This window comes from Geobacillus sp. PLS 41 (assembly GCF_056494105.1).
Genome location: NZ_CM151395.1, coordinates 278,685 through 298,925 on the forward strand (window position 1 = coordinate 278,685; position 20,241 = coordinate 298,925).

Genomic DNA, 20,241 nt, shown 5'->3' on the forward strand with positions numbered 1-20,241 from the left:
CGCTTAATGTTTAAAGTGGCGCACGCCGGTGAAGACCATGGCGATGCCGTATTCATCCGCTTTGCGGATCGAATCCGCGTCGCGAATCGAGCCGCCCGGCTGAATGATCGCGGTAATGCCGGCTTTTGCTGCTGCTTCAACCGTATCGTCCATCGGGAAGAACGCATCGGACGCCAACACGGCGCCAACCGCCTGTTCCCCGGCTTGTTCGATCGCAATTTTGGCCGCGCCGACCCGGTTCATTTGCCCGGCGCCAACGCCGACTGTCATCCCGTTTTTGGCCAGTACAATCGCATTCGATTTCACATGTTTGACAACCTTCCAAGCAAACCGAAGCTGTTCGCGCTCCGCCTCGGTCGGCTCGCGCTTCGTAACGACGTTCCATTCAGCGTCTTCGAGCGTGAACGTATCGGCCTCTTGGACGAGCAAGCCGCCATTGACGGAAACGAGCATTTTTTCCTTGACGTCCGGCGCGGCAAAATCAAGCGTCAACAAGCGGATGTTTTTCTTTTTCGTCAAAATGGCGAGCGCCTCGTCGCTGAACGATGGGGCGATGACGATTTCCAAAAAGATGTCGTGCATCCGTTCGGCTGTTTCTTTGTCCACTTCCCGGTTGACGGCGACAATGCCGCCGAAAATCGAGACCGGATCGGCCTCGTACGCTTTCGTAAATGCCTCAAGAAGCGTGGCACCGACCCCGACGCCGCACGGGTTCATATGTTTGATGGCGGCCACAGCCGGCTCTTGAAATTCGCGAATGAGGTTGATCGCCGCATTGGCGTCGTTAATGTTGTTGTACGACAACTCTTTGCCGTGCAGCTGTGCCGCTTTGGCAATCGAGAACGCCGCGCCGAGCGGTTTGGCGTAAAACGCCGCCGATTGATGCGGATTTTCGCCATAGCGCAACGACTGTTTTTTCGTGTAGGTGACGGTGAGCGTTTCCGGATACTCTTCGCCGGTGAGACCGGTCAAATATTCGGCGATCATCGCGTCATACGCCGCCGTATGGCGGAACGCTTTCGCCGCCAGTTGTTGCCGCGTTTTTGCTTGGATCGAACCGGTCGTTTTCAGTTCTTCAATCACCATCGGATAGTCGGCTGGATCGACGACAATCGCGACATCAGCATAGTTTTTCGCCGCCGCACGCACCATCGTCGGGCCGCCGATATCGATGTTTTCAATCGCCTCCGCGAGCGTCACATCCGGTTTGGCGATCGTTTGTTGGAACGGATACAAGTTGACGACGACCAAATCGATCGGGCGAATGCCATGCTCTGCGAGCGCTGCTTGGTGGCGCTCATCGCTGCGCACCGCCAAAATGCCGCCGTGAATGGCCGGATGCAATGTTTTGACGCGCCCGTCCAAAATTTCCGGAAAGCCGGTGACATCGGAAATCGAAATGACGGGAACGCCGGCGTCTTCAAGCGCTCGTTTCGTCCCACCGGTCGAAATGATATCAATGCCAAGTTCAGCCAGCTGCTTCGCAAACGGAATGACGCCTTCCTTATTGGACACGCTGATCAATGCTCGTTTCACTGCCATCGTTCTCGATCCTTTCTTCCTGTTGTTCCTTTTCCCCTAGCAGCATGCGCAACACCGTCGGGTACAGCTCGTGTTCGACTTGATGGATGCGCTCCTCAAGCGCCTCGATCGGCTCGCCCGGCACGATCGGAACAACGCGCTGGGCGATGACCGGCCCGGTATCCATTCCCTCATCGACGTAATGAACGGTAACGCCCGTTTCCGATACACCAGCCCGATACGCTTGGCCGATCGCATCTTTGCCCGGAAACGCGGGCAACAGCGACGGATGGATGTTGACGATCTTCCCCTCATAAGCCGAAAGCAGCGTCGGCCCGATCAAGCGCATATAGCCGGCCAACGCAATCCAGTCGATTTGGCGCCCCTTTAGCTCACGCAAAATCTCGCTCTCAAACGCCGCTTTGGACGGGTAGTCTTTTGGGGAAAACACAAACGCCGGCACGTTTTCGCGCGCCGCTCGTTCAATGACTTTCGCACCAGGGCGGTCGCAGACCAAAAGCGCCACACGAGCCGGCAAATCGCCGCGTTTGGCCGCGTCCACGATCGCTTGAAAGTTCGTGCCGCTTCCTGAAGCGAACACCGCCAGCCGCTTCATGCCCAGCCCCCTCCAGCAAACGACACGCCCGCTCCTTCGGCCACTTCGCCGATGATGTACGCCGGTTCGCCTCGTTCCGAAAGCCACTCAACAAGAGGAGCCGCCGTTTCCGGACTGACAGCGAGCACAAGGCCGATGCCCATATTAAAGACGGAAAACATTTCTTCTTCCTCAAGGCTGCCCTTTTCACGCAAAAAGTCAAAAATCGGCAAAATCGGCCATGAACCGAGCTGAATGCGCGCGCCGATTCCCGGCGGCAGCATGCGCGGAATGTTTTCGATCAACCCGCCGCCGGTAATATGCGCCATCCCTTTGATCGTAAACCGCTCGCGCACGGAGCGCAACAGTTTCGCATAAATGCGCGTCGGCTTCAATAACTCCTCGCCGAGTGGAACATCAAGCGGCTCGTAAATCTCATCAAGCGACAATTTCGCTTGTTCAAACACGATGCGGCGCACAAGCGAATAGCCGTTGCTGTGAAGGCCGCTTGATGGCAGGCCGACAAGCGCATCGCCCGCTTGGATCGTCTCTCCGGTTATGAGTCGCTCTTTTTCCGCAACGCCGACCGCAAACCCAGCCAAATCATACTCATCTTCATCATACATTCCTGGCATTTCCGCGGTCTCCCCGCCGATCAAGGCGCAGCCGGCTTCGACGCAGCCGTCGGCCACCCCTTTGACGATGGCGGCGATTTTCTCCGGCACCGCCTTGCCGCAAGCGATATAGTCGAGGAAAAAGAGCGGCTCCGCCCCTTGGACAAGAATATCGTTGACACACATAGCGACACAGTCGATGCCGATCGTATCATGCCGGTCAAGCAAAAACGCTAGTTTCAACTTCGTTCCGACACCGTCCGTGCCGGAGATGAGCACCGGCTGGCGGTAACCAAGCGCGGATAGATCAAACAAGCCGCCAAACCCGCCGATCCCGCCCAGCACTTCGGGACGCATCGTTTTTTGCACGTGCTCTTTCATGAGGGCGACGGCCTGATAACCAGCCTCGATGTCGACCCCTGCTTGTTTGTATGCCTTTGCCACGTCAACTCCTCCTTTTCGCCGCCCATCACGCTCAGGACGCCAGGCGACGCTCTTGTTGCGCAGCGTTTCTCTCGCGGAAACGCGCCACCACATTCGTCAGCTGCACCGGTTATACTTCCTCCATCATTTCATCGTCAGACATGGCCGCGCCGCTTGACCGAGGCGGGTCGGATATTGGCCAGTGAAACACGCCAAACATTGCCCACGCTGCGGCGAGACGTCCGGACGCCCGATGGCCTCAAGCATCCCTTCCTGGCTGATAAAGGCGAGGGAATCAGCGCCAATCAAGCGCCGAATCTCTTCAACAGTGCGATTCGCCGCGATCAATTCTTCCTTTGACGACGTATCAATGCCGTAAAAGCAAGGATGGGTGATCGGCGGCGCGCTGATGCGCACGTGCACTTCAACCGCCCCGGCTTCACGGAGCATCGCGACGATGCGCCGGCTCGTCGTCCCGCGCACGATCGAATCATCCACCATCACAACCCGTTTGCCGGCCACAACCCCGCGCACCGGCGACAGCTTCATTTTCACTCCTTGCTCGCGCAACGCCTGCGACGGCTGGATGAACGTCCGCCCGACATATCGGTTTTTAATCAACCCCAATTCGTATGGAATGCCGCTCGCCTCAGCGTAGCCGATGGCAACAGAGATGCTTGAGTCCGGCACGCCGGTGACGATGTCGGCCTCTGCCGGCGCTTCCAAGGCCAGCCGCTTTCCTAAGTTTTTTCGGGCCTTATGGACATTGATGCCGTCGACATGGCTGTCCGGACGAGCGAAATAAATGTACTCCATGCTGCAAATCGACCGCGGCTGCCTAGGAGCGAACCGTTCTGAACGCACCCCTTCGCGGCTGATGATGAGCAATTCCCCAGGCGCCACTTCCCGCTCGTATGTGGCGCCGATGACGTCAAACGCGCACGTTTCCGACGCCACGACATACGCCGAACCGAGCCGGCCGAGCGACAGCGGCCGAAACCCGTGCGGATCAAGCGCCGCATAGAGCGCCTTTTCCGTCAGCAGCAAAAACGCAAACGCCCCTTCGATCTGACTGAGCGCCTCTTTCATTTGCTCGACAAACGTCGGCGCTTGGCTGCGGCGGATGAGATGGGCGAACACTTCCGTATCCGATGTCGTCTGAAAAATGCTTCCTTGCCCTTCAAGCGCGAGCTTCAACTCGATGGCGTTTGTCAAGTTGCCGTTATGGGCGAGCGCCATCGCGCCGGTTTGCGAGCGGAACAAGAGCGGCTGAACGTTTTCATAGCCGCCCCCGCCCGCCGTCGAATAGCGGACATGACCGATGGCCGCCGCCCCTTTGAGCGCATCGAGCGTACCGCTTTGAAACACATCGGTCACCAGCCCCAGCCCTTTATGACTGGATAAGCTCCCGTTATGCGCGACAACGATGCCGGCCCCTTCCTGCCCACGGTGCTGCAGGCTGTGAAGCCCGTAGTATGTGAGCCGGGCGGCGTCTTCATGCCCCCAAATGCCGAAAATGCCGCACTCCTCGTTCAATCCTTTGATTTCAGCAAGCATGGAATAGCCCCTTTCCAGACGTTTCGCATCTTGGCAACGGAAAGGTGAATGAGCGTCTCACCGTGCTCCCCGTTCACCACGAATGCGCCGTCGTCTGTCACTTCGCCGATTTGTTTCGCTTCAACCAGTTGCTCAAACGCCTCTTTTTGCTCTTTTTTCACCGAGACAACAAAGCGTGATTGCGTTTCGCTGAACAGTTCACTGACGAGGTCACCGCCGATCGTCACCTTGGCGCCAAGCCCCGAGGCACCCATGACACACTCAGCAAGCGCAACGGCTAATCCTCCTTCGGCAATATCATGCGCTGACGCCACCACCCCCGCGCGGATCGCCGCAAGCAGCTGGCGCTGGCGGCTTGCTTCCACCTCTAAGTCAATCTCCGGTGCTTTTCCAAAAATGCGGCCTTCCAGCCATTTTTGCAACTCGCTGCCGCCAAACTCCGGCTTCGCCTCGCCGATCACGTAAATGAGGTCGCCCGCTTGTTTAAACGACTGAGTCGTAATATGGGAAAGATCGTCAATGAGACCGACCATGCCAACGACCGGGGTTGGGTACACGGCCTCGCCGTTCGTTTCATTGTACAGCGAGACGTTGCCGCTCACCACCGGCGTCCCGAGCGCCCGGCACGCTTCGCTCATCCCGTCGACCGCTTTTTCGAGCTGCCAGAAAATCTCCGGCTTTTCCGGGCTGCCAAAGTTGAGGCAGTCCGTAATGGCGAGCGGCTTTGCTCCGGAGCAGATGACATTGCGCGCCGCCTCGGCGACCGCGATTTTCCCGCCCGTTTCCGGATCCAAATACAAGTAGCGCGAGTTGCAATCCGTCGTCAGCGCGAGCGCCTTGTTCATGCCGCGGATGCGCACGACCGCCGCGTCCGATCCCGGGGCGACGACCGTATTCGTCCGCACCATATAGTCGTACTGGTCGTACACCCATTCTTTGCTCGCAATCGTCGGCTGGGCGAGCAGCCCGAGCAATGTTTGATTGTAGTCTTCGATGTGCGGAGTATACGGCGGCATCGCTTGAAACTCGCGGTAATAAGCCGGCTCGGCAGACGGTTTATGATACACCGGCGCGTCTTTCGCCAAGGCGTCCACCGGAATTTCCGCCGCCACCTCGCCTCGGAACAAGAGGCGGAGCATTTTGTCATCGGTCACTTTGCCGATTGCTTTGGCCTCGAGGCCGTATTTGGCAAAAATCGCGGCGATTTCGTCTTCACAACCTTGCTTGACAACAAGCAGCATCCGTTCCTGCGATTCGGACAGCATCATTTCGTACGGCGTCATGCCTGCCTCACGCTGCGGGACGAGATCCAAATTCATTTCAATGCCAAATCCGCCTTTGCTTGCCATCTCGGCGGATGAACTCGTGAGTCCTGCCGCCCCCATATCTTGAATGCCGACTAACGCATCGGACTTGACTGCTTCAAGACACGCCTCAAGCAGCAGTTTTTCCATAAACGGGTCGCCGACTTGCACGGCGGGACGCTTTGCTTCCGACTGTTCGCTCAACTCTTCCGAAGCAAACGTCGCCCCGTGGATGCCGTCGCGGCCCGTTTTCGCCCCGACGTACATGACCGTGTTGCCGACCCCGGTCGCCACGCCGCGCTGAATGTCCTCATGGCGGATGATCCCGACGCACATGGCGTTGACCAATGGGTTGCCTTCATACGCCGGGTCGAACTGCACCTCGCCGCCGACGGTCGGGATGCCGACGCAGTTGCCGTACCCGGCAATGCCGGCGACGACCTGCTCGAACAAATATTTGACGCGCGGCGACGTCAATTCGCCAAATCGAAGCGAGTTCAGCAGCGCAATCGGCCGCGCTCCCATTGAAAAGACGTCGCGGATGATGCCGCCGACCCCGGTCGCCGCTCCTTGGTACGGCTCGATCGCTGACGGGTGATTATGGCTTTCGATTTTAAACGCCACCGCCAGCCCGTCGCCAATATCGACAATGCCCGCACCCTCACCCGGCCCTTGCAGCACGTGCGGACCATCAGTCGGGAATTTTTTCAGCACCGGCTTCGAGTTTTTGTAGCTGCAATGCTCCGACCACATGACGGCAAAAATGCCGGTTTCCGTGTAGTTCGGCAGTCTCCCCAAAATCGCTTCAATGCGCGCAAACTCTTCATCTGTTAACCCCATCTCACGGTACAACTTTTGTTCTTTGATCATCGCCGCGCTCGGCTCAAGCAGTAACGACATGCGTCTCCCTCCAATAGTTGACGATCGATCGGAATAGTTTCAATCCGTCCGCGCTGCCGAGCAAGGCGTCGACCGCCCGCTCCGGATGCGGCATCATGCCGAGCACATTGCCCTGTTCATTGACGATGCCGGCAATATCCGCCAAGCTGCCGTTCGGATTTTCTCCATGGTAACGGAACACGATTTGCCGGTTCTCGACAAGGCGCTCGAGCGTCTGTTCATCGCAATAATAATTCCCTTCACCATGGGCGATTGGAATTGTAATGACTTCGCCTTTTTCGTAGGCAGACGTAAACATCGTTTCATGATTTTCCACCGTCAGCTGGACCGGCCGGCAGATGAATTTCAACCCTTGATTGCGGCGCATCGCCCCAGGAAGCAAGCCGGCTTCGAGCAAAATTTGAAACCCGTTGCACACCCCAAGCACCGGTTTTCCCGCTTCGGCGGCTTTTTTTACGGCAGCCATCACCTTGGAGAAACGGGCAATGGCTCCGGAACGCAAGTAATCGCCGTACGAAAACCCGCCTGGAAGCAAAATGGCGTCAAAACGGTCTAGATCGTCCTCGTCATGCCAAACGTATTCGACCTCTTCGCCAAGTTCATCGGCGATCGCATGATACATATCGACATCGCAATTCGATCCCGGAAACACAACGACGGCAAACTTCATCGGGCGACGGCCTCCTCGATTTCATAGCGGTAGTCTTCAATCACCGGGTTGGCAAGCAGTTTTTCACACATCTCGCGAACGAGCTCGTTGATGTCGCGGTCGCTCTCTTCAATCACGAGCTCCATAAACTTCCCGATTCGTACATCTTTCACTTCCGTATACGATAAGCTGTGCAGCGCCCCTTTTACAGCGGTCCCTTGCGGATCCAACACACTCTCTCGCAACGTGACATACACTTTTACTTTGTACATGCCGATTCTCCCCCTAACCGTTGTAAAATGACTTCGTATGCGTCCGTCAAACTGCCCAAGTCGCGGCGGAACACGTCTTTGTCGAGCTTTTCGTTCGTCTTTGCGTCCCATAACCGGCACGTGTCCGGTGAAATCTCATCCGCCAAGAGGATGGCTCCGTCTGCTGTACGGCCGAACTCAAGCTTAAAATCAATCAACCGCACGTTCCGCTCGGCAAAATGGAGGCGCAGCACGTCATTCACCGCAAGCGCGGCCTGCTTCAGCGCGGCGACTTCCTCGCGGCTGGCGAGTTTTAAAATGAAGATATGATCTTCCAACAACAACGGGTCGCCAAGGTCGTCGTTTTTGTAATAAAACTCAACAAGCGGCGCCTCAAGCGGCGTCCCTTCCTCTAGACCGATCCGCTTGGCTAAACTTCCCGCTACCACATTGCGGACAACGACTTCAAGCGGGATGATCGTCACGCGCCGGACCAATTGTTCCGTTGGCGACAGCTTTTCAATAAAATGATTGGCAATGCCTGCTTCGCGCAGCTTCAAAAACAACAAGCTGGAAATCTCGTTATTGAGCCGCCCTTTGCCGGCGATCGTCGCCTTTTTTTCGCCGTTAAACGCCGTTGCGCTGTCTTTGTACTCGACCCAAAGCACATCTGGCTCGTCAGTCGCGTAAATTTTTTTCGCTTTCCCTTCATATAACAGCTGTTGTTTCGTCGGCACGATCAACGCCTCCATTTGTCCAGAAGATTGAAAATCTTTTGTATAGCCGGCCGGCTTCGACCAGCCGGCGGCCGCTCACTCCAACCCTAAGCGGGCAAAAATCGTATCGACATGTTTCAAGTGATGGCGATAATCAAAACAATCATCGAGCTCCTCTTTCGTCAGCCGGCTCATGATCCGCTCATCCGCTTCAAGAAGCGAGCGGAACGGCACTTGTCTCTCCCACGCTTCCATCGCTTTCGGCTGCACCAAATCGTACGCCTCCTCGCGCGTCATCCCCTTGTCGATCAAAGCAAGCAAGACTCGCTGTGAATAAATGAGCCCGAACGTGCGCTCCATATTTTTTTTCATGTTTTCCGGGTACACAAGCAAATGTTTCACGATATTCGCGAATCGGTTCAACATATAATTCAACGCAATCGTCGCATCCGGCAAAATGATGCGCTCGGCCGACGAATGGGAAATGTCGCGTTCATGCCAAAGCGGCACGTTTTCGTACGCTGTCACCATATAGCCGCGAATGACGCGCGCCATGCCGGTCATGTTTTCCGAACCGATCGGATTGCGCTTATGCGGCATCGCTGATGAGCCTTTTTGTCCTTTGGCAAAAAACTCTTCGACTTCGCGGACTTCGCTTTTTTGCAAGCCGCGAATCTCGACGGCAAATTTTTCAATCGATGTCGCAATTAAGGCCAATGTCGCCATATAGTAAGCGTGGCGGTCGCGCTGCAGCGTCTGCGTCGAAATCGGCGCCGGCGTCAAGCCGAGTTTTTCACACACATACTGCTCCACAAACGGATCCACGTTGGCGTACGTGCCGACTGCGCCGGAAATTTTCCCTACTTCCACCATCTTGGCAGCTTGTTCAAACCGCTCCAAATTTCGCACCATCTCGGCATACCAAAGCGCCAGCTTCAGCCCGAACGTCGTCGGTTCGGCATGAACGCCGTGCGTGCGCCCCATCATGACCGTGTATTTATGTTCGCGCGCTTTCTCTTTCAGCACTTGAATGAAGTTTTCCAAATCACGCCGCAAAATCGCGTTCGCCTGCTTTAACAAGTAGCCGAGCGCCGTATCGACGACATCGGTCGACGTGAGACCATAATGCACCCATTTTCGTTCTTCCCCAAGCGTCTCAGAAACGGCGCGGGTGAAGGCGACGACATCGTGGCGCGTTTCTTCTTCGATTTCCTTAATGCGGTTGACGTCAAACGACGCGTTTTCACGCAGGCGGCGGACATCTTCTTTTGGGATGACGCCAAGCTCGGCCCACGCCTCGCACGCGAGCAGTTCCACCTCAAGCCATGCTTTAAAGCGGTTTTCCTCGGTCCAAATCGCTCCCATTTCCGGTCTTGTGTAACGTTCAATCATCCTCGTTCCAGCCTCCGATCATGCCAAATTTGCCACGATTCGATTCTCGCCAACGCCGCCTCGACATCGTCTGCCAGCACCGTCACATGCCCCATTTTCCGCTTCGGCTTCGCTTCGTGTTTGCCGTACAGATGGACGTAGGTCCCCCCGTCGAACGCACCGATATGCCGAATGACCGGCTCGACGTGCTCGCCTAAAATATTGACCATCACCGCCGGCTTCAACAATTCGGTCGATCCGAGCGGCCAGTTGCAGACGGCGCGGATGTGCTGGGCAAACTGCGACGTCGCGCATGCATTGATTGTATAATGTCCGGAGTTGTGCGGTCTAGGGGCCAGCTCATTAATATAAATATCCCCGTCCGCAGTCAAAAACATTTCCACCGCCAGCGTCCCAACGAGCGAAAACGATGCGGCCAACACTTCCGCGTAGCGAATGGCCCGCTCTTGCACGCTTTCCGGAATTCGAGCCGGAACGATCGTTTGATGCAAAATGTTCTCGATATGAATATTTTCCGCCACTGGAAAAACAGCCGTCTCACCATCGAGGTTGCGGGCGACAATGACCGACATTTCCTTCACAAACGGCACCCAGCCTTCCAAAATGCATGGGCCAAGCCCAAGCAAATCAGCCGCTTTGGCTAGATCGCCTTCGCCGCGCAGCACATATTGTCCTTTGCCGTCGTAGCCGCCGCGCCGCGTTTTCAAGACGCACGGGAAACCGATCGTCTGAACGGCCTGTTCAAGTTCCTCCGCTCCATTCACTTCGACATAGGGCGCCACCGGCAAGCTGGCATCAACGATCGCCGCTTTCTCCAGCGCCCGGTCTTGCGTCACCGCAAGCAGTCGGCTTCCTTGCGGGACATAGGCGTTTGCCTCCAGCCACTCAAGCGCTCGCGCATCGATATTTTCAAATTCGTACGTAATGACATCGCTCACGCGGGCCAGTTCAGCGATGGCGTCCAAATCATGATAAGGCGCCGTAATCTCCACATCGGCCACTTGCCCGCACGGGGAGTCAGGCGTTGGGTCGAGCACGGCGATGCGAAAACCCATCTCGCGCGCCGCCAAAGCCATCATCCGCCCGAGCTGCCCCCCGCCGATGATGCCGATCGTCTGCCCAGGAACGATCCGTTGCTTAGTCAAATTGATCACTGCTTTCTACGATTTGTTTGCGAATCGCTTCCCGCCGCGCTTTGAGCGCCTCCATATAGCGTGGCTCAAGCAGTCCAAGAATCGATGCGGCGAGCAGTCCGGCGTTGGTCGCCCCCGCCTTGCCGATCGCCACCGTCGCCACCGGCACCCCGCCTGGCATTTGCACAATCGACAATAACGAATCAAGTCCATTCAATGCTTTTGACTGCACGGGCACCCCAATCACCGGCAGCGTCGTTTTCGCCGCGATCATCCCCGGCAAGTGAGCCGCTCCGCCAGCGCCGGCAATGATCACGCGGATGCCGCGCTCCTCGGCTGTCTCCGCATACCGAAACATCTCATCCGGCGTCCGGTGCGCCGATACGACTTTTTTCTCAAACGGAACACCCAATTCCGCCAAAATGGCGCAAGCATGTTTCATCGTTTCCCAATCCGAATGGCTTCCCATGATCACCCCAACGAGCGGGCTCATACCGTTTCACTCCTTTTGCTAGCACAACAAAACCCAGAACATGCGTTCCCGTTCATAAACGAGGGAAAGCATCGTTCTGGGCTTTGACAGTTGCTGATCGAAAAAAAGCCAAAACCGATCCTTTCCCTCATAGTCCAATCATTTACGGTGATTGGGTAGAAACTTTTGGGCCATATTCCCAAAATTATATGAGGGATCTTCTCATACACTATGAAGTTACCTTTATAGTAGCAGGTTTTTTTTCGGCGTGTCAAGGAAAAAATCGAACATTTAGTATTTCACCAAAGCAAATGTTCGTGTTTTTTGAATCACCAAACGAAGAAGACGGCATATGATGAAGGAGCGGAGGAGGGAGACGTTATGACCAACGAAAATCCATTTATGCCGTTTTCCGATTGGACAAAACATTGGCAGCAATTTTTCCAAAATGATTTTTGGGGAAGCATCCAGCCGTTGCTGCCGTCATCAAACTCAAACAAACCATCATCCGGCATGAACATTTACAAAAAAGACAACGAGCTACTCGTTGTCATCAGCCTCCCGGGGCTCGAAAAAATCGAAGATGCAGAAGTGTATGTATCATACAAAACGTTGGAAGTGAAGGCAACCATTAATCTAAACTTCAAAGGGTTTGAGCTAGTAGAAGAAGGCCTTTTCCAAGGCCAATTCCAAAAAACAATCCCACTGCCGTTCGCCGTCAAAGAGGACCGCATCGAAGCAACATACCATAACGGCCTGTTGTTCATCCACCTGCATCGACTTATCCCTGACGAGCCGAAAAAGAAAATTGTCATCAAAAAAAGCGAATAATCTCCCCACGAGTGCAAAAAAAGAAGATACCTGCCTTTCCAAAAAAAGTAAAAAAAGAGGGTGTCCATGCCGTACAGGACACCCTTACGCGAGTTTCCGTTTCCTATCGCTTTTATGAAAAAGGGGGTCTAGGAAACGATGATCACGCTTTACATTTTGGGGGAGAGGATTGAAAATGGCGTCATTCAAAATGACTCATTTCCCATTAGGCAAAAATAATGAGAGAACCATTCAGCTCCCTCATTTTTTTGCCTGCCTAGCAGCGACCTACTCTTGCAGGGGCGCTGGCCCCAACTACCATCGGCGCTGGAGGGCTTAACTTCCGTGTTCGGGATGGGAACGGGTGTTTCCCCTCCGCCATAGCCACTAGGCAAGCATTTGGATTTTGACATCATTTATTATACTTGAAAAACAAACAATGTCAAGAAGGAAGTTCATTCCCTCAAAACTAGATAACCGTGCTCAGGAAGAAGCCGCTCGCCTGCGCTTTTCGCTGTCTAGTTCCGGCCGCCATCGGCTCGCGACGCTTCGGTCCTGCTGCGGCGGCGACACATTGCATACGCTCCTGTGGCACCACCCACGCAGAACCAAGCTTCGCTTGGTTCGAGCCTCCTCGCAGGCCCTCCAGCGCACCTCGCCGATAAGCGGGCGGCCTCCACTTTTCTTGCTAGGTTAAGCCCTCGATCGATTAGTATCCGTCAGCTCCACGTGTCGCCACGCTTCCACCTCGGACCTATCGACCTCGTCATCTTCGAGGGATCTTACCCGCTTTGCGCGGTGGGAAATCTCATCTTGAGGGGGGCTTCACGCTTAGATGCTTTCAGCGCTTATCCCGTCCGCACATAGCTACCCAGCGGTGCCCCTGGCGGGACAACTGGTACACCAGCGGTGCGTCCATCCCGGTCCTCTCGTACTAAGGACAGCTCCTCTCAAATTTCCTCCGCCCGCGACGGATAGGGACCGAACTGTCTCACGACGTTCTGAACCCAGCTCGCGTACCGCTTTAATGGGCGAACAGCCCAACCCTTGGGACCGACTACAGCCCCAGGATGCGATGAGCCGACATCGAGGTGCCAAACCTCCCCGTCGATGTGGACTCTTGGGGGAGATCAGCCTGTTATCCCCGGGGTAGCTTTTATCCGTTGAGCGATGGCCCTTCCATGCGGAACCACCGGATCACTAAGCCCGACTTTCGTCCCTGCTCGACCTGTCCGTCTCGCAGTCAAGCTCCCTTGTGCCTTTGCACTCTCCGAATGATTTCCAACCATTCTGAGGGAACCTTTGGGCGCCTCCGTTACCTTTTGGGAGGCGACCGCCCCAGTCAAACTGCCCACCTGACACTGTCTCCCACCCCGCTAAGGGGTGCGGGTTAGAATTTCAATACCGCCAGGGTGGTATCCCACCGTCGCCTCCACCGAAGCTGGCGCTCCGGCTTCCCAGGCTCCCACCTATCCTGTACAAGCGATACCAAAATTCCATATCAGGCTGCAGTAAAGCTCCACGGGGTCTTTCCGTCCTGTCGCGGGTAACCTGCATCTTCACAGGTAGTATAATTTCACCGGGTCTCTCGTTGAGACAGCGCCCAAGTCGTTACACCTTTCGTGCGGGTCGGAACTTACCCGACAAGGAATTTCGCTACCTTAGGACCGTTATAGTTACGGCCGCCGTTTACTGGGGCTTCGGTTCGCACCTTCGCTTCCGCTAAGCGCTCCCCTTAACCTTCCAGCACCGGGCAGGTGTCAGCCCCTATACGTCGCCTTTCGGCTTCGCAGAGACCTGTGTTTTTGATAAACAGTCGCTTGGGCCTTTTCACTGCGGCTCTTCAGGGCTCTTCACCCCAAAGAGCACCCCTTCTCCCGAAGTTACGGGGTCATTTTGCCGAGTTCCTTAACGAGAGTTCTCCCGCGCGCCTTAGGATTCTCTCCTCGCCTACCTGTGTCGGTTTGCGGTACGGGCACCTCTTCCCTCGCTAGAGGCTTTTCTTGGCAGTGTGAAATCGGGGACTTCCGGATTACTCCGTCGCCGTCACCGCTTGGCCTTATGATCCGCGGATTTGCCTGCGGATCAGCCTCACGGCTTGGACAGGCTCTTCCAGCCGCCTGCTCGCCCTATCCTCCTGCGTCCCCCCATCGCTCAAACGGGAAGAAGGTGGTACAGGAATCTCAACCTGTTGTCCATCACCTACGCCTTTCGGCCTCGGCTTAGGTCCCGACTAACCCTGAGCGGACGAACCTTCCTCAGGAACCCTTAGGCTTTCGGCGCAGAGGATTCTCACCTCTGTTTTCGCTACTCATACCGGCATTCTCACTTCTAAGCGCTCCACCAGTCCTTCCGGTCTGGCTTCTCTGCCCTTAGAACGCTCCCCTACCGATGACCAACGGTCATCCCGCAGCTTCGGCGGCACGTTTAGCCCCGGTACATTTTCGGCGCAGAGTCACTCGACCAGTGAGCTATTACGCACTCTTTAAATGGTGGCTGCTTCTAAGCCAACATCCTGGTTGTCTCGGCAACTCCACATCCTTTTCCACTGAACGTGCACTTCGGGGCCTTAGCTGGCGGTCTGGGCTGTTCCCCTCTCGACCACGGATCTTATCACTCGCAGTCTGACTCCCGGGCATAAGTCGTTGGCATTCGGAGTTTGACTGGGTTCGGTAACCCGTTTGGGGCCCCTAGCCCAATCAGTGCTCTACCTCCAAGACTCTCAAACCCGAGGCTAGCCCTAAAGCTATTTCGGGGAGAACCAGCTATCTCCAAGTTCGATTGGCATTTCACCCCTACCCACACCTCATCCCCGCACTTTTCAACGTGCGTGGGTTCGGGCCTCCAGCCGGTGTTACCCGGCCTTCACCCTGGACATGGGTAGATCACCTGGTTTCGGGTCGACGACGACGTACTCACACGCCCTGTTCAGACTCGCTTTCGCTGCGGCTCCGCCTCTTCGGCTTAACCTCGCACGCCATCGTCACTCGCCGGTTCATTCTACAAAAGGCACGCCATCACCCATCAACGGGCTCTGACTACTTGTAGGCACACGGTTTCAGGTTCTCTTTCACTCCCCTCCCGGGGTGCTTTTCACCTTTCCCTCACGGTACTGGTGCACTATCGGTCACTAGGGAGTATTTAGCCTTGGGAGATGGTCCTCCCTGCTTCCGACGGGATTCCTCGTGTCCCGCCGTACTCAGGATCCGCTCGGGAGGGAACGAAGTTTCGACTACAGGGCTCTCACCTTCTCTGGCCGGCCGTTCCAGACCGGTTCGTCTACCCCGTCCCTTTCTCACTCCCATCGTGAGCGGTCCTACAACCCCAAGAGGACATGCCTCTTGGTTTGGGCTGTTCCCGTTTCGCTCGCCGCTACTCAGGGAATCGCGGTTGCTTTCTTCTCCTCCGGGTACTAAGATGTTTCAGTTCCCCGGGTGTGCCCTCCATGCCCTATGGATTCAGGCATGGATACTGCCCCATTACGGACAGTGGGTTCCCCCATTCGGACATCTCCGGATCAACGCTTGCTTACAGCTCCCCGAAGCGTTTCGGCGTTTGCCCCGTCCTTCATCGGCTCCTAGTGCCAAGGCATCCACCGTGCGCCCTTTCCAGCTTAACCTATTGCGCTCTCGGCTTCTTCCTTTGCTTTTCCGGTTATCTAGTTTTCAAGGAACGAGACTGCTTCTTGAATTTGCTTCTCTGCAGTCTTGCATCGAGGAATCCCACTTCCTCGAATCTGCTAGAAGACGCAGATGCAAAGTTGCTGCCTTGAACCTGCTTCTTCGCTGGTTTGCGTCGAGGAATTCGGCTTCTCCGAATCCGCTTGTAGACGCAGACGCAAACGAGACTATTTCTTGAATTCACTTCTCTGCAGTCTTGTGCCGAGGAATCTTGCTTCCCCGAACCTGCTAGCAGACGCAGGCACAGACGCAAAGCAACTACGTTGAAACAGCTTCCTTGCAGCTTTGCGCCGAGGAATCCAGCTTCTCTGAATTCACTTGTAGACGCAGACGCAAAGCAACTGAAGGAATTTCTCATTCCTTCAAAACTGAACGAAACAGAAGCGCGTTTTGCTTTGAATAACGACTGATGTCTAGCTCCAGCGCCTGGCTCTCTTCTGCCAAATAACCTTCCCCCTCGGGGTGCAAGCACCCCTGCGGGTGAAGAACATTTGGCTTCGAGATCGCCAGGATGGCGATATTTCGCCGTTGCCCGCAGGACGCGGGCTGCCTTTAGGCGAAATTACGGCGCTTCCGCTTTTCTTCGTCCTTAGAAAGGAGGTGATCCAGCCGCACCTTCCGGTACGGCTACCTTGTTACGACTTCACCCCAATCACTTGCCCCACCTTCGGCGGCTGGCTCCCTTGCGGGTTACCTCACCGACTTCGGGTGTTGCAAGCTCTCGTGGTGTGACGGGCGGTGTGTACAAGGCCCGGGAACGTATTCACCGCGGCATGCTGATCCGCGATTACTAGCGATTCCGGCTTCATGCAGGCGAGTTGCAGCCTGCAATCCGAACTGAGAGCGGCTTTTTGGGATTCGCTCCCCCTCGCGGGTTCGCAGCCCTTTGTACCGCCCATTGTAGCACGTGTGTAGCCCAGGTCATAAGGGGCATGATGATTTGACGTCATCCCCACCTTCCTCCGACTTGTCGCCGGCAGTCCCTCTAGAGTGCCCAACTGAATGCTGGCAACTAGAGGCGAGGGTTGCGCTCGTTGCGGGACTTAACCCAACATCTCACGACACGAGCTGACGACAACCATGCACCACCTGTCACCCTGTCCCCCCGAAGGGGGAACGCCCAATCTCTTGGGTTGTCAGGGGATGTCAAGACCTGGTAAGGTTCTTCGCGTTGCTTCGAATTAAACCACATGCTCCACCGCTTGTGCGGGCCCCCGTCAATTCCTTTGAGTTTCAGCCTTGCGGCCGTACTCCCCAGGCGGAGTGCTTATCGCGTTAGCTGCAGCACTAAAGGGTGTGACCCCTCTAACACTTAGCACTCATCGTTTACGGCGTGGACTACCAGGGTATCTAATCCTGTTTGCTCCCCACGCTTTCGCGCCTCAGCGTCAGTTGCAGGCCAGAGAGCCGCCTTCGCCACTGGTGTTCCTCCACATCTCTACGCATTTCACCGCTACACGTGGAATTCCGCTCTCCTCTCCTGCACTCAAGTCCCCCAGTTTCCAATGACCCTCCACGGTTGAGCCGTGGGCTTTCACATCAGACTTAAGGAACCGCCTGCGCGCGCTTTACGCCCAATAATTCCGGACAACGCTCGCCCCCTACGTATTACCGCGGCTGCTGGCACGTAGTTAGCCGGGGCTTCCTCGTGAGGTACCGTCACCGCGCCGCCCTCTTCGAACGGCGCTCCTTCGTCCCTCACAACAGAGCTTTACGACCCGAAGGCCTTCTTCGCTCACGCGGCGTCGCTCCGTCAGGCTTTCGCCCATTGCGGAAGATTCCCTACTGCTGCCTCCCGTAGGAGTCTGGGCCGTGTCTCAGTCCCAGTGTGGCCGGTCACCCTCTCAGGCCGGCTACGCATCGTCGCCTTGGTGAGCCGTTACCTCACCAACTAGCTAATGCGCCGCGGGCCCATCCGCAAGTGACAGCCAAAGGCCGCCTTTCAACCAAAGACCATGCGGTCTTCGGTGTTATCCGGTATTAGCTCCGGTTTCCCGGAGTTATCCCGGTCTTGCGGGCAGGTTGCCCACGTGTTACTCACCCGTCCGCCGCTGACCAAATCAGAGCAAGCTCCGATCCGGTCCGCTCGACTTGCATGTATTAGGCACGCCGCCAGCGTTCGTCCTGAGCCAGGATCAAACTCTCCAAAAGAAAGTTGATTGGCTTTTGCTTTGGCCAATGCGGCCTCAGCTTTTCGTTGCGCTTTGTTTCGTTCAGTTTTCAAGGAACGAGCTATTCTTTCTTTGTTCGAGGAATTCGCCTCCTCGAAAGCGACTCTTATAATATATCACCTTTTTTTGTTTTTGTCAACACATTTTTTGCTTTTTTTCGCCGCACCGAAACGGCTTTATTAATATAGCACCTCTGTTTTGATGTGTCAACTGTTCATTCAAGATTTTTTCTTTCAAATCAAAACCGCTTTGTTCTTATCTCTTCCACTCTCTTGCTAACATCCCGTACACAACATGGTCAACAAAATGATCGTAAAGCCACTCCGCATCTCGAATCGTCCCTTCATTCGTAAATCCCAGCCGTTCAGGAATCGCTCTGCTCCGTTGATTTTCTACCGCACAGCGGATTTCGACACGATTCATCCCCTGCTCAACCAACAAATAGTCAATGCACGCCTTGCATGCTTTCGTCATCAATCCCATTCCTTGAAACGATTCGCCAAGCCAGTAGCCAATGCTCGTTTTTCGATTCACTCGATCAATATAATGAATTCCAATGACACCGGCCAATTGGCCACGATGCCAAATCCCTGCCTCAAAACCATTGCCAGCAGCAAATTTCTGCAATCCTTGACCGACCTTTTAAGACATACAAAAAAGACTGCTCCGAAAGGCTATCCAAACTGCCTTTTGGAACAGTCTTGCGTCTCCGTTACTATTCCCGCAAAAAGACGAAGTAGCAGATAAAGACGACAAATAGCACATACAACAGCGGATGAACATCTTTGCCGCGGCCTTTTAAAATCATCGTGATCGGGTAGAAGATGAATCCAACGGCAATCCCAGTGGCGATGCTGTAGGAAAGTGGCATCGTGATGAGCGTGAAGAACGCCGGCACGGCGACTTCGAACTTTTTCCAGTCAATTTCGCCGATCGACGAAGCCATCAACACCCCGACGATGATGAGCGCTGGTGCGGTGACCGGTGCGGTAATGACGCTCAGGAGCGGGGAGAAGAACAGCGCCAGCAAGAACAAAATCCCCGTCACAACGGCCGAAAACCCAGAGCGTCCTCCGGCGGCGACGCCGGCTGACGATTCGATGTACGATGTCGTCGTCGATGTGCCAAACACCGCCCCCACCATCACTGCTGTCGCATCGACAAGCAGCGCTTTGCCGGCGCGCGGCAGTTTGTTGTTTTTCAGCAGTCCGGCTTGGTTGGCCACTGCCAAAAGGGTGCCGGTCGCATCGAAAAAGTCGACAATAAAGAATGTCAAGACGACGCCAAGCATTTTCAGCGAAAGAATATCTGGCAAGTGTTCAATCGCGACGCCGAACGTCGGGGAAATGTCCGGGATCGCGCCGACAATTTGTTTCGGCACTTCAATCAGTCCGAAAATCATGCCAACGACAGCCGTAATGACCATGCCGTAAAAGACGCCGCCGTTTACCTTTTTCACCATTAAAACAACGGTGATGAACAATCCGAAAATGGCGAGCAGCGTATTGCCATCCTTCAAATCGCTCAATCCGACCAGGGTGGCGTCGTTATTCACAATAATGCCGGCGTTTTGCAGGCCGATGAACGTGATGAACAGCCCAATTCCGGCGCTGACTGCATATTTCAGTTCAACGGGAATGGCATCGATGATTTTTTCTCGAATGCCGGTGAGCGATAAAATCGTAAAAATGATGCCGGAAACAAACACTCCCGCCAAGGCCGTTTGCCACGGAATGCCCATATGCAAGACAACCGTGAAGGCGAAGAAAGCGTTCAGCCCCATCCCAGGCGCCAAGGCGATTGGATAGCGGGCCAGCACTCCCATTAAAATCGACCCGTATGCCGCCGCCAAAGCCGTGGCGACAAAGACGGCTCCTTGGTCAATGCGCAGTTCGTCAGGAAAATCTTTCACAGCCCCTAACGACAAGGTAAATGGGTTGACGAACAAAATGTACGCCATCGACAAAAACGTCGTCAGCCCGGCGATAATCTCCGTTCGATAGTTCGTGCCGAGCTCATCAAACTGGAAGTACTTTCTCACGTCTGCCCCCTC

13 protein-coding genes, 3 rRNA genes, 1 pseudogene and 1 riboswitch are annotated in these 20,241 nt (G+C 55.4%); of the genes and pseudogenes, 1 reads left to right on the plus strand and 16 read right to left on the minus strand.

Annotated elements, in window-relative coordinates; genetic code table 11:
* Positions 1-3 precede the first annotated feature (3 nt).
* The 11 genes from purH to purE all read right to left on the minus strand — a co-directional run bounded on the left by purH (position 4) and on the right by purE (position 11,548).
* A complete protein-coding gene (gene purH, locus ACVX3G_RS01220) occupies positions 4-1,542 on the minus strand; it encodes a bifunctional phosphoribosylaminoimidazolecarboxamide formyltransferase/IMP cyclohydrolase (RefSeq protein ID WP_014194767.1) in 1,539 nt (512 codons plus the stop codon).
* Entirely contained in the window at positions 1,505-2,137 is a 633-nt protein-coding gene (purN, locus tag ACVX3G_RS01225; protein ID WP_011229775.1) for a phosphoribosylglycinamide formyltransferase, read from the minus strand. The genes purH and purN overlap by 38 nt, the downstream gene beginning before the upstream one ends.
* Positions 2,134-3,174 (minus strand): phosphoribosylformylglycinamidine cyclo-ligase, encoded by a 1,041-nt coding sequence (gene purM, locus ACVX3G_RS01230; protein WP_014194766.1) that lies wholly within the window; start codon positions 3,172-3,174, stop codon positions 2,134-2,136. Before purM ends, purN begins: the two co-directional genes overlap by 4 nt.
* 123 nt (positions 3,175-3,297) lie before the next feature.
* Positions 3,298-4,710, minus strand: coding sequence for an amidophosphoribosyltransferase (purF, locus tag ACVX3G_RS01235; protein ID WP_011229773.1), 1,413 nt, complete (start codon positions 4,708-4,710; stop codon positions 3,298-3,300).
* Complete coding sequence (gene purL / locus ACVX3G_RS01240; RefSeq protein WP_014194765.1) at positions 4,686-6,914, minus strand: phosphoribosylformylglycinamidine synthase subunit PurL; 2,229 nt, start codon at positions 6,912-6,914, stop codon at positions 4,686-4,688. Before purL ends, purF begins: the two co-directional genes overlap by 25 nt.
* Entirely contained in the window at positions 6,898-7,584 is a 687-nt protein-coding gene (purQ, locus tag ACVX3G_RS01245; RefSeq protein ID WP_014194764.1) for a phosphoribosylformylglycinamidine synthase subunit PurQ, read from the minus strand. The genes purL and purQ overlap by 17 nt, the downstream gene beginning before the upstream one ends.
* Positions 7,581-7,835: a phosphoribosylformylglycinamidine synthase subunit PurS gene (purS, locus tag ACVX3G_RS01250; RefSeq protein WP_014194763.1), complete on the minus strand. Its 255-nt coding sequence runs from the start codon at positions 7,833-7,835 to the stop codon at positions 7,581-7,583. The genes purQ and purS overlap by 4 nt, the downstream gene beginning before the upstream one ends.
* On the minus strand, positions 7,823-8,566 hold the full coding sequence (gene purC / locus ACVX3G_RS01255; RefSeq protein WP_014194762.1) for a phosphoribosylaminoimidazolesuccinocarboxamide synthase: 744 nt from the start codon (positions 8,564-8,566) through the stop codon (positions 7,823-7,825). The genes purS and purC overlap by 13 nt, the downstream gene beginning before the upstream one ends.
* Positions 8,567-8,626: 60 nt before the next feature.
* Positions 8,627-9,922, minus strand: a complete 1,296-nt coding sequence (gene purB / locus ACVX3G_RS01260; protein WP_013144127.1) for an adenylosuccinate lyase — start codon at positions 9,920-9,922, stop codon at positions 8,627-8,629.
* Complete coding sequence (gene purK / locus ACVX3G_RS01265) at positions 9,919-11,067, minus strand: 5-(carboxyamino)imidazole ribonucleotide synthase (protein ID WP_011229767.1); 1,149 nt, start codon at positions 11,065-11,067, stop codon at positions 9,919-9,921. The genes purB and purK overlap by 4 nt, the downstream gene beginning before the upstream one ends.
* The gene (purE, locus tag ACVX3G_RS01270) at positions 11,060-11,548 is read right to left on the minus strand and encodes a 5-(carboxyamino)imidazole ribonucleotide mutase (protein ID WP_011229766.1); all 489 of its coding nucleotides are present in this window, start codon (positions 11,546-11,548) and stop codon (positions 11,060-11,062) included. The genes purK and purE overlap by 8 nt, the downstream gene beginning before the upstream one ends.
* A 110-nt stretch (positions 11,549-11,658) precedes the next feature.
* A riboswitch (purine riboswitch) is annotated at positions 11,659-11,760 on the minus strand.
* Between the two features lie 148 nt (positions 11,761-11,908).
* Here purE and ACVX3G_RS01275 point away from each other — a divergent pair.
* Complete coding sequence (locus ACVX3G_RS01275) at positions 11,909-12,358, plus strand: Hsp20/alpha crystallin family protein (RefSeq protein ID WP_011229765.1); 450 nt, start codon at positions 11,909-11,911, stop codon at positions 12,356-12,358.
* Between the two features lie 254 nt (positions 12,359-12,612).
* On the opposite strand, the gene rrf is transcribed toward ACVX3G_RS01275, so the two are convergent.
* The 5 genes and pseudogenes from rrf to ACVX3G_RS01300 all read right to left on the minus strand — a co-directional run bounded on the left by rrf (position 12,613) and on the right by ACVX3G_RS01300 (position 20,229).
* Positions 12,613-12,729: ribosomal RNA gene (rrf, locus tag ACVX3G_RS01280) — 5S ribosomal RNA — on the minus strand.
* Positions 12,730-13,026: 297 nt separating this feature from the next.
* Positions 13,027-15,956 (minus strand): 23S ribosomal RNA (locus ACVX3G_RS01285).
* A 654-nt stretch (positions 15,957-16,610) separates the two neighbouring features.
* Positions 16,611-18,168 (minus strand): 16S ribosomal RNA (locus ACVX3G_RS01290).
* Together the 16S, 23S and 5S rRNA genes form the textbook arrangement of a ribosomal RNA operon.
* A gap of 275 nt (positions 18,169-18,443) precedes the next feature.
* A pseudogene (locus tag ACVX3G_RS01295) lies at positions 18,444-18,827 on the minus strand (GNAT family N-acetyltransferase); the annotation flags it as partial.
* A 76-nt stretch (positions 18,828-18,903) separates the two neighbouring features.
* A complete protein-coding gene (locus ACVX3G_RS01300) occupies positions 18,904-20,229 on the minus strand; it encodes an NCS2 family permease (protein WP_015373806.1) in 1,326 nt (441 codons plus the stop codon).
* Positions 20,230-20,241 lie beyond the last annotated feature (12 nt).

What these genes read in the sequence shown, in the direction of transcription:
- purH (WP_014194767.1), bottom strand. Translation starts at nt 1,542, where the DNA reads ATGGCAGTGAAACGAGCATTGATCAGCGTGTCCAATAAGGAAGGCGTC.
- purN (WP_011229775.1), bottom strand. Translation starts at nt 2,137, where the DNA reads ATGAAGCGGCTGGCGGTGTTCGCTTCAGGAAGCGGCACGAACTTTCAA.
- purF (WP_011229773.1), bottom strand. Translation starts at nt 4,710, where the DNA reads ATGCTTGCTGAAATCAAAGGATTGAACGAGGAGTGCGGCATTTTCGGC.
- purL (WP_014194765.1), bottom strand. Translation starts at nt 6,914, where the DNA reads ATGTCGTTACTGCTTGAGCCGAGCGCGGCGATGATCAAAGAACAAAAG.
- purQ (WP_014194764.1), bottom strand. Translation starts at nt 7,584, where the DNA reads ATGAAGTTTGCCGTCGTTGTGTTTCCGGGATCGAATTGCGATGTCGAT.
- purS (WP_014194763.1), bottom strand. Translation starts at nt 7,835, where the DNA reads ATGTACAAAGTAAAAGTGTATGTCACGTTGCGAGAGAGTGTGTTGGAT.
- purC (WP_014194762.1), bottom strand. Translation starts at nt 8,566, where the DNA reads ATGGAGGCGTTGATCGTGCCGACGAAACAACAGCTGTTATATGAAGGG.
- purB (WP_013144127.1), bottom strand. Translation starts at nt 9,922, where the DNA reads ATGATTGAACGTTACACAAGACCGGAAATGGGAGCGATTTGGACCGAG.
- purE (WP_011229766.1), bottom strand. Translation starts at nt 11,548, where the DNA reads ATGAGCCCGCTCGTTGGGGTGATCATGGGAAGCCATTCGGATTGGGAA.
- ACVX3G_RS01275 (WP_011229765.1), top strand. Translation starts at nt 11,909, where the DNA reads ATGACCAACGAAAATCCATTTATGCCGTTTTCCGATTGGACAAAACAT.